Genomic DNA, 16,980 nt, shown 5'->3' on the forward strand with positions numbered 1-16,980 from the left:
AAGAAATCTTTCTTTGCGGAACGTTTCAATTTATAATAGCAGATGGAAGGAGGTTGCTTATGTCATTAACAAACGAACAACAAGAGCGATTTCAAATTTTGCTCCAACAGCTGCAAATGCCTGAAGACCTTATCAATCAATATTTACAAGGTGGCGGTATTCAAAGGCTAGTTGTTGATAAAGCAAATAAGAGTTGGCATTTTGATTTACAAGTGCCACGTATTTTGCCAACAGAATTATATGAACTGTTAGAAACACAGCTCAATCAGTCATTTTCACATATTGCAAAAACGTCATTTGCATTAGAAACAGAGAATAAACAATTTACAGAAGAAGAGGTCAAAGCATATTGGCCACTTTGTACAGATCGAATTACTTTTTCACCTATGTTTGCGTATTTAAAAAAGCAACTTCCGCATGTAAACGGAGTGAAGTTGTTACTTGATGTGAATAATGAGTTAGAATCTACTGCGCTAAAGAAAAATCTTGCGAAGTCGGTAGGGGATCAATATGAAGTTTTCGGATTTCCACGTTTTCAGCTTGAAACAAATATAAAGCAAAACGAAGAGGAAGTTCAAAAATTTCGTGAACAAACACAGCAAGAAGATCGTCAGCGTGTTATACAAGCTATGGAAGAAATGGCCAAGAAGCAAGCTGAAGAAAGTGATGTTGTACATGAAGGGCCGATTGTACTCGGTTACCTTATTAAGCCTGATGAAGAGATTACACCGCTACGCGAAATTCAAGATGAAGAAAGAAGAAAAACTGTTCAAGGTTATGTCTTCAATGTGGAAACAAAAGAGCTGCGTAGTGGACGTACGTTATTAACGTTAAAAATAACGGATTATACGGATTCTATTATGATTAAAATGTTCTCACGTGATAAAGAAGATATTCCGATGCTGCAATCCTTAAAAAAAGGAATGTGGGTAAAAGCGCGAGGTTCGGTCCAAAACGATACGTTTGTTCGTGACTTAGTAATGATTGCGAACGATATTAACGAAATAACAGGGCCTTCTCGTAAAGATAAAGCACCTGAAGGAGAAAAACGGGTAGAGCTTCATTTGCATACCCCAATGAGTCAAATGGATGCTGTTACATCGGTATCTAAGCTTGTTTCTCAAGCTGGAAAATGGGGACATGAGGCTATCGCTGTTACAGACCATGCTGTTGCACAGTCTTTCCCAGAAGCGTATTCCGCTGGTAAAAAAGCCGGTGTAAAAGTCATTTATGGTGTAGAAGCCAATTTAGTAAATGACGGTGTTCCTATTGCTTATAATGAGACTCATCGACTACTTGCAGATGAAACATACGTTGTTTTCGACGTTGAAACGACAGGGCTATCAGCTGTATATGATACGGTTATTGAATTAGCCGCTGTAAAAGTGAAAGGCGGCGAAATTATCGATCGCTTTGAATCTTTTGCAAATCCGCATCAACCATTATCAGCAACAATTATTGAATTAACAGGTATCACAGATGATATGTTGACGGATGCACCAGAAGTAGGAGAAGTATTTAAAAAGTTCGAATCATGGATGGGTGACCATACACTTGTTGCCCATAACGCAAGTTTTGATATGGGATTCTTAAATGTTGGGTTTAAGAAATGTGGCTTAGACAAGCCGAAAAATCCAGTTATTGATACATTGGAGTTAGCTAGATTTTTATTCCCAGAGATGAAGAATCATCGTTTAAATACGATGTGTAAAAAGCTTGATATTGAATTAACGCAACATCACCGTGCAATTTATGATACAGAGGCAACAGGTTATTTACTTGTGAAAATGTTAAAAGATGTCATTGAAAAAGGTTTTGAATATCACGATCAATTAAATGACAGCATGGGGCAAGGGGATGCGTATAAACGTGGACGTCCAAGTCATATGACACTACTTGCAACATCAGATGTTGGTTTAAAAAATTTATATAAGCTTGTTTCATATTCTCATTTGAATTACTTTTACCGCGTACCACGGGTACCACGTTCTTTATTAAAAAAATATCGCGAAGGTATATTAGTTGGTACTGCTTGTGATAAGGGTGAAGTATTTGAAGCGATGATGCAAAAGGCTCCTGAAGAGGTAGAAGAGATTGCGCAGTTCTATGATTACATTGAGGTTATGCCTCCGGAAGTGTTGCGTCATTTAGTAGAACGTGAACTCGTTCGAGATGAAGGACAGTTAAAAACAATTATTTCTAACTTAGTAAAACTAGGTGAAACGTTAGATAAACCTGTTGTTGCTACAGGGAATGTGCATTATCTAGATCCAGAAGATGCAATGTATCGCAAAATCTTAGTAAGTTCGCAGGGCGGGGCAAATCCATTAAATCGTCATTCATTACCGCCTGTATATTTCCGTACAACAAATGAAATGTTAGATTGCTTCTCATTCTTAGGAGAAGAGAAAGCAAAAGAAATTGTTGTGACGAATACACAAAAGGTCGCATCGTTAATTGGTGATGTTCATCCAGTAAAAGATGACCTATATACACCGAAAATTGAAGGTGCTGATGATGAAACGCGTGACATGAGTTATACAATGGCACGCAGCATCTACGGTGAAGAATTGCCAGAAATCGTAGAAGCACGTTTGGAAAAAGAATTAAAAAGTATTATTGGGCATGGATTTGCCGTTATTTATTTAATTTCACATAAGCTTGTGAAAAAATCGCTGGTTGACGGCTATCTTGTAGGTTCACGTGGATCGGTAGGGTCATCATTCGTTGCGACGATGATGGAAATTACCGAAGTAAATCCATTGCCGCCACACTATGTATGTCCGAATTGTAAGCAATCAGAGTTCTTTAATGATGGTTCTGTAGGCTCTGGTTTTGACTTACCTGATAAAGAGTGTCCAACATGTAATATCCCGTATGTAAAAGATGGACATGATATTCCGTTCGAAACATTCCTTGGTTTTAAAGGGGATAAGGTTCCCGATATTGACTTGAACTTCTCCGGAGAGTACCAACCACGTGCCCATAACTATACGAAAGTACTGTTCGGTGAGGACTATGTATACCGTGCTGGAACAATCGGTACAGTTGCGGAGAAAACAGCTTATGGTTATGTAAAAGGGTATGCATCTGATCATAACTTAACCATTCGAAATGCAGAAATTGATCGTCTTGTTGCTGGTTGTACTGGTGTAAAACGCACAACAGGGCAGCATCCAGGCGGAATTATTGTTGTGCCCGATTACATGGATATTTTTGATTTTTCACCAATTCAATTCCCAGCCGATTCAGTAGGGGCAGAATGGAGAACAACACACTTTGACTTCCATTCTATTCATGATAATTTATTAAAACTGGATATTCTGGGACACGATGATCCGACCGTTATTCGTATGCTGCAAGATTTAAGCGGCGTGGATCCAAAAACAATACCAACAGATGATCCAGAAGTAATGAAGATTTTCTCTGGACCAGAATCTTTAGGTGTAACAGAAGAACAAATTAATTGTAAAACCGGTACACTAGGTATACCGGAGTTTGGTACAAAATTCGTAAGGCAGATGTTAGAGGAAACAAAGCCAACAACATTCTCAGAACTTGTCCAAATTTCTGGACTATCCCATGGTACAGACGTATGGCTTGGTAATGCTAACGAACTCATTTATAACGGTACATGTACACTGAGTGAAGTTATCGGTTGTCGTGATGATATTATGGTCTATCTGATTTATCAAGGATTAGATCCATCCTTAGCATTTAAAATCATGGAATCGGTGCGTAAAGGTAAAGGTGTACCAGAAGAGTGGGAAGAGGAAATGCGTAATAACAATGTGCCTAGTTGGTATATTGATTCTTGTAAAAAGATTAAGTACATGTTTCCTAAGGCCCATGCGGCTGCTTATGTACTTATGGCTGTACGTATCGCTTACTTCAAAGTACACTTTGCACTCTTGTTCTACGCAGCATATTTTACAGTACGTGCAGATGATTTTGATGTAGATGCGATGGTCAAAGGTTCGGCATCAATCCGTGCAAGAATTGATGAAATTGCGCAAAAAGGATTGGATGCAGCGCCGAAAGAGAAAAGTTTACTAACAGTGTTAGAAATGACACTTGAAATGTGTGAACGTGGTTATTCATTCCAAAAGGTTGATTTATATCGTTCACATGCAACTGACTTTATTATTGATGGAGATACGTTAATTCCTCCATTTAATGCGATACCTGGTCTTGGTACAAATGCGGCCTTAAGTATTGTGGAAGCACGTGGAAATGGTGAGTTTTTATCAAAAGAAGATTTGCAACAACGTAGTAAGCTTTCTAGAACAATCATTGAGTATTTAGATAGCCAAGGTTGTTTAGGAGATCTACCGGATAAAAACCAATTATCACTGTTCTAACAGGCAGGAAAAATCTTTGCAAATCGTTATTTGCTATGGTATACTATTAACCGAGATAACCATGTCATGTATATTTTGCGAAAAGAAGAGTGGGGAAACCCACTCTTTCGTGTTACTATCTATGTTTTATCTATGGATGTAGGTGAGACATTTCTGTCGTATATACATATTTTGTTACAAGTTTTACTTCTTAAATTTGGTAATACTAAGACAGATATTCCCTGCTTAATGGCAGGGGCTTTTGTTAGCTAACAAGAAAGAATAAGATAGACCGTTTTAAATAGGGCGGATTTTTTCTTTCAAATGGTACATGGCGGCAGAAAGGAGGCTGTTTATGGATAAGAAAGTCACAGAAGTTGTTGAAGCACTTGCGCAGCCGATTGTTGAAGAGTTAAATCTTGAACTTGTAGATGTAGAATATGTGAAAGAAGGAAAAGACTGGTTCCTACGCGTATCCATCGATTCAGAGACAGGAGTAGACATTGAAGAATGCGGAGCGGTAAGTGAACGTTTAAGCGAAGCTTTAGATAAAGAGGATCCAATTCCTCATCTTTACTTTTTGGATGTATCATCTCCTGGAGCGGAACGCCCATTAAAGAAAGAAAAAGACTTCCAGCAAGCGGTAGGAAAGCAAGTGGCAATTAAAACATATGAGCCGATCGATGGTGAAAAGATGTTTGAAGGAAAGCTACTATCCTACGATGGTACAACAATTACACTACTATTAACAATTAAAACACGTAAAAAAGAAATTCAAATTCCAATGGACAAAGTTGCGAATGCGCGACTTGCTGTTACGTTTTAGTAAGAAGGGGGATCTTCATGAGCACTGAGTTGTTAGATGCTTTGCTCGTATTAGAATCAGAAAAAGGTATTAGCAAAGATATTATTATTGATGCGATTGAAGCAGCTTTAATCTCTGCTTATAAACGCAATTTTAACCAAGCACAAAACGTTCGCGTTAGCTTTAATCCAGAAGTGGGAACAATTCAAGTTTTAGCACGTAAAGACGTTGTTGATAATGTGTTTGACCCACGTCTTGAAATTTCTGTAGAAGAAGCAAGACAAATCAATCCGAACTATCAAGATGGCGATGTATTAGAAATTGAAGTAACGCCAAAAGATTTTGGTCGTATTGCAGCACAAACTGCAAAACAAGTTGTAACACAACGTGTGCGTGAAGCGGAACGCGGTGTTATTTATTCAGAATTTAGTGATCGTGAAGAAGACATCATGGTTGGTATTGTACAACGTCAAGATGCTCGTTTTATTTATGTAAGCTTAGGAAAAGTAGAAGCACTACTACCAGTAAGTGAGCAAATGCCTAACGAACAATATAAACCACATGATCGCATTCGCGTGTTCATCACAAAAGTAGAAAAAACGACAAAAGGACCACAAATTTATGTATCACGTACACATCCAGGTCTTTTAAAACGTTTATTTGAAATTGAAGTGCCGGAAATTTACGATGGAACTGTAGAAATTCGTTCGGTAGCACGTGAAGCAGGCGACCGCTCTAAAATTTCTGTATATGCAGAGAATATCGATGTTGATCCAGTAGGTTCTTGCGTAGGTCCAAAAGGTCAACGTGTACAACGCATCGTAGATGAACTAAAAGGTGAAAAGATTGATATTGTTCGCTGGTCGAATGATCCAATTGAATATGTAGCAAATGCTTTAAGCCCATCACAAGTTGTAAAAGTACTTGTGAATGAAGAGGAAAAAGCAACAACTGTTGTTGTTCCAGACCATCAGCTTTCATTAGCAATTGGTAAACGTGGACAAAACGCACGTCTTGCAGCAAAATTAACAGGCTGGAAAATTGATATTAAGAGCGAGTCTGATGCGAAGCAACTTGGCATTGTAACAGAAGAAGACAACATGATCGCATTCGATTCAGTTGAAGATGAAATCGAATAGAGGTGATGAGTATGAGCAATCGAAAAGTTCCGTTACGAAAATGTATTGCAACGCAAGAAATGAAATCAAAACGCGAGCTCGTTCGCATTGTTCGTTCCAAAGAGGGCGAAGTGTCTATTGATTTAACTGGAAAGAAATCAGGACGTGGTGCATATTTGTCAAAAGACAAGGAATGCATCATCCAAGCGCAAAAGAAAAATATTTTGGAACATCATCTAAAAGCGAAGGTCGACAGTTCTCTTTATGAAGAGCTCCTTGAGCTTGTTGAGAAGGAGTCGAAATAAGTGTCCGATTGGAAATCGTTTTTAGGACTAGCAAACCGTGCTCGAAAAATAATTTCGGGTGAAGAACTCGTTTTAAAAGAGGTACGAAGTGGCAAAGCAAAGCTTGTATTGCTTTCTGAAGATGCGTCAGTGAACACAACAAAACGTATTACTGATAAAACAACGTACTACAACGTACCAATGAAAAAAGTCGAAAATCGACAACAATTAGGGCATGCGATTGGGAGAGATGAGCGAGTCGTTGTAGCCGTGTTAGATGAGGGCTTTGCGAAAAAGCTGCGTAGCATGCTCGATACAACTTACCGGGGGTGAAGGTATGAGTAAAATTCGAGTGTATGAATATGCGAAGAAACACAATGTCTCAAGTAAAGATATTATTACAAAACTAAAAGAAATGAATATTGAGGTCTCCAATCATATGACAATGTTAGACGATGAAGTAGTAAATAATTTAGATAATCAATATAATACTGGAGCAGAAAAACCTTCTGTTGCAGATGAGTTTGAAGTAGAAGAAAAAGTTGTTCGCAGCAAAAAGAACAGCAATAAGAAGAAGAAAAAAGGCAAAGGAAATGAAGACAAACGTCAAGAAAACTTTGCTGGAAGACAACCAACACAAACAGTAGAGACACCGGATAAAGTTACTTTCACCGGTTCTCTTACAGTAAGTGAACTTGCAAAAAAACTAGGAAAAGAGCCATCTGAACTTATTAAAAAGCTCTTTATGCTAGGTATTATGGCGACAATTAACCAAGATTTAGATAAAGATACAATTGAGCTAATTGCTAGTGATTACGGTATTGAAGTAGAAGAAGAAGTGATTGTTAGCGAAACAGAATTTGAAACTTTCATGGACGAGCAAGACGATGAAGAAAACTTAAAAGAACGTCCTGCCGTTGTTACAATTATGGGACACGTTGACCATGGTAAAACAACACTGCTTGATTCTATTCGTAATTCAAAAGTAACTGCTGGCGAAGCTGGTGGAATTACACAGCATATTGGTGCATACCAAGTTGAAGTAAATGACAAAAAAATTACGTTCTTAGATACACCAGGTCACGCAGCGTTTACAACAATGCGCGCACGTGGTGCACAAGTAACAGATATTACAATTCTTGTTGTTGCAGCTGATGACGGTGTTATGCCACAAACAGTTGAAGCAATTAACCATGCGAAAGCAGCTGGAGTACCAATTATCGTTGCTGTGAATAAGATGGATAAACCATCAGCAAATCCAGACCGCGTAATGCAAGAGTTAACAGAGTACGAATTAGTTCCAGAAGCTTGGGGCGGAGATACAATTTTCGTACCAATTTCTGCAATTCAAGGCGAAGGAATTGACAACCTGTTAGAAATGATTCTTCTTGTAAGTGAAGTAGAAGAATATAAGGCAAATCCAAATCGCTATGCAGCTGGTACTGTAATCGAAGCACAGCTTGATAAAGGTAAAGGAACAATCGCAACATTACTTGTGCAAAACGGTACACTTCGAGTAGGAGATCCAATTGTTGTTGGTACATCATTCGGACGTGTTCGTGCGATGGTAAATGATATTGGTCGTCGTGTGAAAGTTGCTGGTCCGTCTACTCCTGTTGAAATTACAGGTCTAAATGAAGTACCACAAGCAGGCGATCGCTTTATGGCATTTGCTGACGAGAAGAAAGCACGCCAAATCGGTGAATCACGTGCACAACAAGCATTGCTTGCACAACGTGGTGAAAAATCTAAATTAAGCCTTGAAGATTTATTCCAACAAATTCAAGAAGGCGAAATGAAAGAAATTAACTTAATTGTGAAAGCGGACGTACAAGGTTCTGTAGAAGCAATGGCAGCATCACTTCGCAAAATTGATGTTGAAGGCGTAAAAATAAAAATCATTCACACAGGCGTAGGTGCAATTACAGAATCTGATATTATTTTAGCTTCTGCATCAAATGCAATCGTGATTGGATTTAACGTACGTCCTGATGTAAACGCGAAACGTACAGCTGAATTAGAAAATGTTGATATTCGCTTACACCGCATTATTTACAAAGTAATCGAAGAAATTGAAGCAGCAATGCAAGGTATGCTGGATCCTGAATTCGAAGAAAAAGTAATTGGTCAAGCAGAAGTTCGTCAAACATTCAAAGTTACTAAAGTTGGAACAATTGCAGGCTGTTATGTAACTGATGGTAAAATCACACGTGATAGCGGCGTACGTATCATTCGTGATGGGGTAGTTATTTTCGAAGGACAGCTTGATACGTTAAAACGTTTCAAAGATGACGTAAAAGAAGTTGCACAAAACTATGAGTGTGGTATCACAATTGAAAGATATAATGATCTTAAAGAAGGGGACATCATTGAGGCGTACATTATGGAAGAAGTGAAGCGATGATTATCGCTTCACTCTCATTTGAGTGTATGATTTATGATGTGCATTCTTTAAAAGAGAAACGAGCAATTTTACAGCGTATTTTAACTCGTGTGAAACAAAGGTACAATGTATCTGTTTCAGAAGTTGGACACCAGGATGTATGGCAACGTACAGAAATTGCAATCGTTTCCGTATCCTCAAATCGTGTTGTCTGCGAAAAAGAAATGAATCGTGTACTTGCGTATGTTGACTCGTTTCCTGAGGTTGAACGTACGATAACACAATTGGAATGGTATTGAATGAGGTGATTAGTTATGAAGCTACGTGCAAATCGCGTGGGCGAGCAAATGAAAAAAGAACTAGGCGAAATTATCAGTCGCAAAATTAAAGATCCACGTATTGGTTTTGTGACGGTAACAGATGTGCAAGTAAGTGGGGATTTACAGATTGCCAAAGTATATATTTCTGTTTTAGGAGACGAACAACAGAAAGAAAATACATTAAAAGGCTTAGCGAAGGCAAAAGGATTTATTCGTGCTGAAATTGGGCAGCGTATTCGTCTTCGTAAAACACCTGAAATTACCTTTGAATTTGATGAGTCTATCGCTTATGGACATAGAATTGATACGCTTTTACATGAAATTAATAAAGACGGTAAACGTGAATAATAATGGATAGACATTTGTCTATCCATTTTTTCAATGGAAAGTAAGTTTGTCATACAAGTGCATGTTCAAAAAGGAGGATAAAGAGAGTCCACTATTTTGAGGAACAGAAGCTAGGGGGGCCTACATCAGTACCGGTCTGGCGACGCAGGCGAAGAAATGCGATAGCTACCTTTACCGGATTTTTTGAACATCATCTACAAAAGTATAACGATGAGGTGAACATATGGAAGGTGTATTATTGTTACATAAACCAAAAGGAATGACATCACACGATTGTGTATTTAAGTTAAGAAAGATATTGCGTGAAAAGCGAATTGGCCATACAGGGACATTAGACCCAGATGTAACAGGAGTATTACCAATTTGTGTAGGGCGCGCTACAAAGATTGCGCAATTTTTAACAAGTGAAACAAAAACATATGAAGGTGAAGTTACACTAGGATTTTCGACAACGACTGAAGATGCTTCTGGTGAAGTAGTGGGAAAACAGGATGTAAATCGTGTAATTACACGTGCGGAAGTGGAAACTGTATTAGCGGAACTAACGGGTACAATTGAGCAAGTACCTCCTATGTATTCAGCTGTAAAAGTAAACGGAAAGAAACTATACGAATACGCAAGAGCGGGGCAAGAAGTTGAACGTCCAGTTCGTGTAATAACAATTCATGAATTTGTGTTACTTGATGATCGTGAGGTATTTGAAGGGAAGAATATTTCATTTCGCTTCCGCGTTACATGTAGTAAAGGAACGTATGTGAGAACATTGGCGGTTATGATTGGAGAAAAGTTAGGATTCCCAGCACATATGTCACATCTTGTGAGAACAGCTTCAGGAGAATTTTTGTTAGAAGATTGCATATCATTTGAAGAAATTGAAGAAAACATGCAAAATGGAACAGTAGAGTCTATTTTTATCTCAATCGATGAAGCGTTAAGTAAATTTCCAAAAATGGTTGTAGATGAAAAACAAGCGGAAAAAATAAAAAATGGTATGTTTTTAAAGAATGAACTGCAAGTGACAGCGCCGTTTATTACAGTATTTGATAAAAATGAACGTTGCTTAGCAATTTACGAACATCATCCAAAACACCCTGGCATGTTAAAGCCAATGAAAGTACTTGTGAATAATCAGGAACTAAAGCTATAATGAATTATTGGAAGGATTATTACAGAAAAAGGTGAATTCAAGCGTGAAACTCATTCATTTAACTCATCCACATGAACAAAATAAAATAGAATTACCACCTACTGTAATGGCATTAGGATTTTTTGATGGCATTCATTTAGGGCATCAACGTGTGATTCGCACAGCAAAAAAAATAGCGGATGAAAGAGGATGTAAAAGTGCTGTCATAACGTTTCATCCACATCCATCTGTTGTCTTAGGGAAAAAGGAAGCGCATGTGGAGTATATTACACCGCTACGTATTAAAGAAAAAGTAATTGCAAGCCTAGGGATTGATATGTTATATGTGGTGAAATTCGATGAATCATTTGCTGGATTGTTACCACAACAGTTTGTAGATGAATATATTATTGGGCTAAATGTAAAGCATGTAGTAGCAGGATTTGATTATTCATATGGACGTTTAGGAAAAGGGACGATGGAGACTTTACCATTTCATGCAAGAGGGGAGTTTACACAGACCGTGATTGAAAAAGTTGAATTTCAAGAAGAAAAAGTAAGTTCCACAGCATTACGAAAATTGATTCGAAATGGAGAAATGGAACAAATCCCATCTATTTTAGGTAGAGCTTATACAGTAGAAGGAATGGTTGTTCACGGAGATAAACGTGGACGTCAAATTGGTTTTCCAACAGCTAATGTAGCTTTAAGTGAGGAGTATCTTCTGCCGCCTGTTGGTGTGTATGCAGTAAGATTAAAAGTTCATGGTGAGTGGCATGATGGTGTATGTAATATCGGTTATAAACCAACTTTTAAAGATGATGAGCGTAATCTGTCTATTGAAGTACATCTATTCCATTTTAATGAGGATATATATGATCAGGTTGTTACTGTTGAATGGCACATGCGTATTCGAGAAGAGAAAAAGTTTAATGGCATCGATGAGTTAGTTGCTCAAATTGCCAAAGATAAAAAAACAGCACAAGAATATTTTAGCACAACAAAGAATATACTTGCTTTTTCCAATGAAAAGTAGTATTCTATGTTATGTACTTTATGACAACCATTGCTTGGCATTGCGACTCACCGACGCTTGCTAGGTAATTGGGGGTTTAATTATTAGGAGGTGAAATAGGATGGCTTTAACACAAGAGCGTAAAAATGAAATCATTGCACAATTTAGAACTCATGAGACTGATACAGGTTCTCCAGAGGTTCAAATTGCTGTCCTAACGGAGCAAATTAACACTCTAAACGAGCACTTACGTACTCACAAGAAAGATCATCATTCACGTCGTGGTCTATTAAAGATGGTTGGTAAACGTCGTAACTTACTTACTTACCTTCGTAATAGCGATATCACACGTTACCGTGAATTAATCACAAAGCTTGGCTTACGTCGATAGTCAAAGAAGCGGGAATATTCCCGCTTTTTTGTTAGGTAAAAATATATCTTTTACTCTTAATAGCTTACTTAAATTTCGGTAATACTAGAGGAAGAATATTGTGATATATTATCCATTTACATAGAAGAATTGAATATTTTAAATTGAGAGGGGTACTTAAATGAGTCAAGAAAAGCAAGTCTTCTCGATAGATTTAGCTGGTCGTCAGCTAACAATTGAAACAGGCCAGCTTGCAAAACAAGCAAACGGGGCAGTATTAGTAAGATATGGCGACACAGCGGTTCTATCTACAGCAACTGCATCAAAAGAGCCAAAAAATGTAGATTTCTTCCCACTTACAGTAAACTATGAAGAACGTTTATATGCAGTCGGAAAAATCCCAGGCGGTTTTATTAAACGTGAAGGTCGTCCAAGTGAAAAAGCAATTTTAGCAAGTCGCTTAATTGACCGACCAATTCGTCCACTTTTCGCAGATGGCTTCCGTAATGAAGTGCAAGTTGTCAGCATCGTTATGAGTGTTGACCAAGATTGTTCTTCTGAGATGGCAGCTATGCTTGGTTCTTCATTAGCGTTATCGATTTCAGATGTTCCATTTGAAGGACCAATCGCTGGTGCAACAGTTGGTCGCATCGACGGCGAATTCATTATTAACCCAACGGTAGAACAACAAGAAAAAAGTGATATTCACCTTGTTGTAGCTGGGACAAAAGATGCAATTAACATGGTAGAAGCAGGGGCTGATCAAGTACCTGAAGAAATAATGTTAGAAGCGATTATGTTTGGTCATGATGAGATTAAACGTTTAGTTGCTTTCCAAGAAGAGATTGTACAAGCAGTTGGTAAAGAAAAAACAGAAGTGAAATTATATGAAGTAGATGCTACAATCAATCAAGATGTACGTGAAATGGCAGAGAAAGATATGCATGCTGCGATTCAAGTACATGAAAAACATGCACGTGAAGATGCAATTAACGAAGTGAAAAAGCGTGTGATTGAGCACTATGAAGCAAATGAAGCTGATGGAGAAACATTAGGACAAGTAAATGAGATTTTATATAAAATTGTAAAAGAAGAAGTACGTCGTCTTATTACAGTTGAAAAAATCCGCCCGGATGGACGTAAAGGTGATGAAATCCGTCCTTTAGCATCAGAGGTAGGTATTTTATCTCGTACGCACGGTTCTGGTTTATTTACACGTGGACAAACACAAGCGCTTAGTATTTGTACGTTAGGTGCATTAGGCGATGTGCAAATTTTAGACGGTCTTGGTGTAGAGGAATCAAAACGTTTTATGCATCACTATAACTTCCCATCCTTTAGTGTTGGAGAAACAAGACCAATGCGTGGACCTGGTCGTCGTGAAATCGGTCACGGTGCATTAGGTGAACGTGCGCTTGAACCAGTTATTCCATCTGAGCAAGACTTCCCGTATACAGTTCGTCTTGTATCAGAAGTATTAGAATCAAATGGTTCTACTTCACAGGCAAGTATTTGTGGAAGTACGTTAGCTATGATGGATGCAGGTGTTCCACTTAAAGCACCAGTTGCTGGTATTGCAATGGGACTTGTGAAGTCTGGTGAGCACTACACAATTTTAACTGATATCCAAGGTATGGAAGATCACTTAGGTGATATGGACTTTAAAGTAGCAGGTACAGCTCAAGGTGTAACAGCGCTACAAATGGATATTAAAATTGCTGGTTTATCTCGTGAAATTTTAGAGGAAGCATTACAACAAGCGAAAGTTGGCCGCATGCACATTCTAGATCATATGCTATCTGCTATTGCCGAGCCTCGTAAAGAGTTATCTGCGTATGCTCCGAAAATTATTACAATGACAATTAATCCGGACAAAATCCGTGATGTTATTGGACCGAGCGGTAAGCAAATTAACAAAATTATTGAAGAAACTGGCGTGAAAATTGATATTGAGCAAGATGGTACAGTCTTTATTTCTTCTATTGATCAAGAGATGAATGAAAAGGCGAAGAAAATCATCGAAGATATTGTTCGTGAAGTACAAGTAGGCGAAATTTACTTAGGAAAAGTAAAACGCGTTGAAAAATTCGGTGCTTTCGTTGGATTATTTAGTGGTAAAGATGGACTTGTTCATATTTCTGAGCTTGCACTTGAACGTGTAGGTAAAGTAGAAGACGTTGTGAAAATCGGTGACGAGATTTCAGTAAAAGTTATCGAGATTGACAAACAAGGCCGTGTAAACTTGTCTAGAAAAGTATTGCTAAAAGAAGAGCAAGAAAAAGAAGCGGCAAAAGAAGAAGCTTCAAAACAAGAAAATATACAAGAACAGAAGTAAGTAAAAAAGCCAGGGTTCCTGGCTTTTTTTGTTAAATAAAAATACATTCGATGCATAGATTTTTATTAGTGAAAAGGTATAGTTTTCATAATAACGCTCAAATTAACAAGGATAAGAAGAAAATGGATTTTTCTTATGTGTATAGTTAATGGGAGGGTTTATATGAGAACTCGTATATTTGTATTCATATCTATATTCTTTCTTTGTATGGGTTTATGCTCATATTCAGCGCTAGCAAATGATGATCTTTATGAAGAAATTCAGAAACAAGCGAAGCAATATTCAATTGCACCGCAAAATGCGATAATTGATAAGATTTGGAAAGCGACGCCAGGGTATAATGGTAAAGAGGTTGATATTGAAGCGTCATATAATAACATGAAGAAAATAGGGAGGTTTGATGAGAAGCAACTTGTATATCGGGAAGTGTCACCAAGCACGCATTTAGAAGATTTATCGTATTCTCCCATTTATCGTGGGCATCCACATAAAAAAATGGTAGGATTAACGATAAATGTGGCGTGGGGAAATGAGTATCTTCCGCGTATATTAGAAACATTGAAAAAGCATGATGTAAAGGCAACGTTCTTTTTGGAAGGACGCTGGGTAAAAGAAAATTTAAGATTTGCAAAAATGATTGTAGATGCAAAGCAAGAAGTAGGAAATCATTCTTATACGCATCCGGATATGAAAACGCTGTCTAGAAATCAAATACAAGAACAATTACAAAAAACGAATCAAATTATTGAGGCAGCTACAAGTCAAAAAGTACGATGGTTTGCACCACCAAGTGGAAGTTTCCGCGATGAAGTTGTAGAAGTGGCGGGCGGATTGAAGATGGGGACTATTATGTGGACAGTTGATACAATTGATTGGAAACGTCCAGAGCCTGAAGTGCTTCTTCAGCGTGTGATGCGGAAAGTACACCCAGGTGCAATTGTATTAATGCATCCGACACCTCCAACAGCTGAGGCGTTAGATACGATGATTTCACAGTTGAAAAAACAAGGGTATAAAGTAGGGAATATTACAGAATTATTAGATGAAAAACGCATTGATTAAATACATTTACATGACATTCATGTTCAAACTTGTTATCATTAAATAATAGCAATTATTTAGAGAAACTGGCATTAGGAGGAAAGTTTTTGATTAAAAAATATACTTGTAAAAATGGTGTAAGAATCGTTATGGAGAATATACCAACTGTTCGTTCTGTTGCAATTGGTATATGGATTCATGCAGGTTCAAGAAATGAAAATGAAAAAAACAATGGAGTTTCGCACTTTTTAGAGCACATGTTTTTTAAGGGGACAGAGACGCGTAGTGCGAGAGAAATTGCAGAGTCATTTGATAGTATTGGTGGTCAAGTGAATGCATTTACTTCAAAAGAATACACGTGCTATTATGCAAAGGTACTTGATGAGCATGCAAAATATGCACTAGATGTGTTAGCTGACATGTTCTTCAATTCCACATTTGATGAAGAAGAATTGAAAAAAGAGAAGAACGTTGTATTTGAAGAAATTAAAATGTATGAGGATACGCCAGATGATATTGTGCATGACATGTTAACGAAAGCGACATATGAAACGCATCCGCTTGGATACCCAATTTTAGGTACAGAAGAAACGCTTGAAACATTTACAGGGGATACATTACGTCAATATATAAAAGATCATTATACACCTGAAAATGTTGTAGTTTCGATTGCTGGAAATATTGATGAAACATTTGTTCAAACAGTGGAACAATATTTTGGCAACTACGAGGGAACAACAAATCGTGAACAAGTACATAGTCCGATTTTTCATTTTAATAAAGTGACCCGTAAAAAGGAAACAGAGCAAGCTCATTTATGTTTAGGATTCCAAGGATTACAAATGGGACATGAAGATATTTATAACTTAATTGTATTAAATAATGTATTAGGTGGCAGTATGAGTAGCCGCTTATTCCAAGAAGTACGTGAGCAACGAGGATTAGCATATTCAGTGTTCTCTTATCATTCTTCATATGAAGATACAGGAATGTTAACACTTTACGGTGGTACAGGAAGCCAACAATTAGATACTTTATATGATACAATGCAAGAAACGTTAGAGACATTGAAAAATACAGGTATTACAGAGAAAGAACTTGTTAATAGTAAAGAGCAGCTTAAAGGAAATCTGATGTTAAGTTTAGAAAGTACGAATAGCCGTATGAGTCGCAATGGAAAAAATGAATTGCTCCTTAGAAAACATCGTTCGCTTGATGAAATTATTGAGAGTGTGAACAAGGTTACCAAAACAGATGTGGATCAATTGATTCGCAGTATATTTACAAATGAATTTTCCACAGCGCTAATTAGTCCGAATGGAGAGCTTCCAAAAGGAATGAAATAAGACGAAATAACCGTATCTCGTACGAGGAGATACGGTTATTTTTATGTACTAAGCTTTTTATAAGTATAACAGATTTTGAATGCTAGGGAGAGGAGTTCATTTTCTTGGTATTTTTTAGAGACGTGTAGAATACGTACTTATTATAGGCT

14 protein-coding genes are annotated in these 16,980 nt (G+C 37.6%); all 14 read left to right on the forward strand.

The window, feature by feature from the left end; all coding sequences use genetic code 11:
- Positions 1-59: 59 nt before the first annotated feature.
- The gene (locus tag MHH71_RS24525; protein WP_006095731.1) at positions 60-4,361 is read left to right on the forward strand and encodes a PolC-type DNA polymerase III; all 4,302 of its coding nucleotides are present in this window, start codon (positions 60-62) and stop codon (positions 4,359-4,361) included.
- A 334-nt stretch (positions 4,362-4,695) separates the two neighbouring features.
- Positions 4,696-5,166, forward strand: coding sequence for a ribosome maturation factor RimP (gene rimP, locus MHH71_RS24530; RefSeq protein ID WP_018764706.1), 471 nt, complete (start codon positions 4,696-4,698; stop codon positions 5,164-5,166).
- Positions 5,167-5,183: 17 nt separating this feature from the next.
- The gene (nusA, locus tag MHH71_RS24535; protein ID WP_003199512.1) at positions 5,184-6,284 is read left to right on the forward strand and encodes a transcription termination factor NusA; all 1,101 of its coding nucleotides are present in this window, start codon (positions 5,184-5,186) and stop codon (positions 6,282-6,284) included.
- An 11-nt stretch (positions 6,285-6,295) separates the two neighbouring features.
- Positions 6,296-6,568 (forward strand): RNase P modulator RnpM, encoded by a 273-nt coding sequence (gene rnpM, locus MHH71_RS24540; RefSeq protein ID WP_017151265.1) that lies wholly within the window; start codon positions 6,296-6,298, stop codon positions 6,566-6,568.
- Positions 6,569-6,880, forward strand: coding sequence for a YlxQ family RNA-binding protein (locus MHH71_RS24545; RefSeq protein WP_006095729.1), 312 nt, complete (start codon positions 6,569-6,571; stop codon positions 6,878-6,880).
- Positions 6,881-6,884: 4 nt separating this feature from the next.
- Positions 6,885-8,951: a translation initiation factor IF-2 gene (infB, locus tag MHH71_RS24550; protein ID WP_003199518.1), complete on the forward strand. Its 2,067-nt coding sequence runs from the start codon at positions 6,885-6,887 to the stop codon at positions 8,949-8,951.
- Positions 8,948-9,229 (forward strand): DUF503 domain-containing protein, encoded by a 282-nt coding sequence (locus tag MHH71_RS24555; RefSeq protein WP_033799062.1) that lies wholly within the window; start codon positions 8,948-8,950, stop codon positions 9,227-9,229. Before infB ends, MHH71_RS24555 begins: the two co-directional genes overlap by 4 nt.
- 15 nt (positions 9,230-9,244) lie before the next feature.
- Entirely contained in the window at positions 9,245-9,598 is a 354-nt protein-coding gene (gene rbfA, locus MHH71_RS24560; protein WP_006095727.1) for a 30S ribosome-binding factor RbfA, read from the forward strand.
- A 223-nt stretch (positions 9,599-9,821) separates the two neighbouring features.
- Positions 9,822-10,745, forward strand: coding sequence for a tRNA pseudouridine(55) synthase TruB (gene truB, locus MHH71_RS24565; RefSeq protein WP_006095726.1), 924 nt, complete (start codon positions 9,822-9,824; stop codon positions 10,743-10,745).
- A 43-nt stretch (positions 10,746-10,788) separates the two neighbouring features.
- Positions 10,789-11,760, forward strand: a complete 972-nt coding sequence (gene ribF / locus MHH71_RS24570) for a bifunctional riboflavin kinase/FAD synthetase (protein ID WP_018764701.1) — start codon at positions 10,789-10,791, stop codon at positions 11,758-11,760.
- Between the two features lie 100 nt (positions 11,761-11,860).
- Entirely contained in the window at positions 11,861-12,130 is a 270-nt protein-coding gene (gene rpsO, locus MHH71_RS24575; RefSeq protein ID WP_001229392.1) for a 30S ribosomal protein S15, read from the forward strand.
- Between the two features lie 160 nt (positions 12,131-12,290).
- On the forward strand, positions 12,291-14,444 hold the full coding sequence (gene pnp / locus MHH71_RS24580; RefSeq protein WP_003199530.1) for a polyribonucleotide nucleotidyltransferase: 2,154 nt from the start codon (positions 12,291-12,293) through the stop codon (positions 14,442-14,444).
- A gap of 162 nt (positions 14,445-14,606) precedes the next feature.
- The gene (locus MHH71_RS24585) at positions 14,607-15,506 is read left to right on the forward strand and encodes a polysaccharide deacetylase family protein (RefSeq protein ID WP_033796363.1); all 900 of its coding nucleotides are present in this window, start codon (positions 14,607-14,609) and stop codon (positions 15,504-15,506) included.
- A gap of 86 nt (positions 15,507-15,592) precedes the next feature.
- The gene (locus tag MHH71_RS24590) at positions 15,593-16,831 is read left to right on the forward strand and encodes a M16 family metallopeptidase (RefSeq protein WP_033799061.1); all 1,239 of its coding nucleotides are present in this window, start codon (positions 15,593-15,595) and stop codon (positions 16,829-16,831) included.
- Positions 16,832-16,980: the final 149 nt, after the last annotated feature.

This window comes from Bacillus sp. FSL H8-0534 (assembly GCF_038005885.1).
In the GTDB taxonomy this organism is placed as follows: domain Bacteria; phylum Bacillota; class Bacilli; order Bacillales; family Bacillaceae_G; genus Bacillus_A; species Bacillus_A pseudomycoides.

Excerpts from the sequence above, each read along its gene's own strand:
- pnp (WP_003199530.1), top strand. The coding sequence starts at position 12,291 with ATGAGTCAAGAAAAGCAAGTCTTCTCGATAGATTTAGCTGGTCGTCAG.
- rnpM (WP_017151265.1), top strand. The coding sequence starts at position 6,296 with ATGAGCAATCGAAAAGTTCCGTTACGAAAATGTATTGCAACGCAAGAA.
- infB (WP_003199518.1), top strand. The coding sequence starts at position 6,885 with ATGAGTAAAATTCGAGTGTATGAATATGCGAAGAAACACAATGTCTCA.
- MHH71_RS24585 (WP_033796363.1), top strand. The coding sequence starts at position 14,607 with ATGAGAACTCGTATATTTGTATTCATATCTATATTCTTTCTTTGTATG.
- rbfA (WP_006095727.1), top strand. The coding sequence starts at position 9,245 with ATGAAGCTACGTGCAAATCGCGTGGGCGAGCAAATGAAAAAAGAACTA.
- truB (WP_006095726.1), top strand. The coding sequence starts at position 9,822 with ATGGAAGGTGTATTATTGTTACATAAACCAAAAGGAATGACATCACAC.
- rimP (WP_018764706.1), top strand. The coding sequence starts at position 4,696 with ATGGATAAGAAAGTCACAGAAGTTGTTGAAGCACTTGCGCAGCCGATT.
- MHH71_RS24525 (WP_006095731.1), top strand. The coding sequence starts at position 60 with ATGTCATTAACAAACGAACAACAAGAGCGATTTCAAATTTTGCTCCAA.
- MHH71_RS24555 (WP_033799062.1), top strand. The coding sequence starts at position 8,948 with ATGATTATCGCTTCACTCTCATTTGAGTGTATGATTTATGATGTGCAT.
- nusA (WP_003199512.1), top strand. The coding sequence starts at position 5,184 with ATGAGCACTGAGTTGTTAGATGCTTTGCTCGTATTAGAATCAGAAAAA.
- rpsO (WP_001229392.1), top strand. The coding sequence starts at position 11,861 with ATGGCTTTAACACAAGAGCGTAAAAATGAAATCATTGCACAATTTAGA.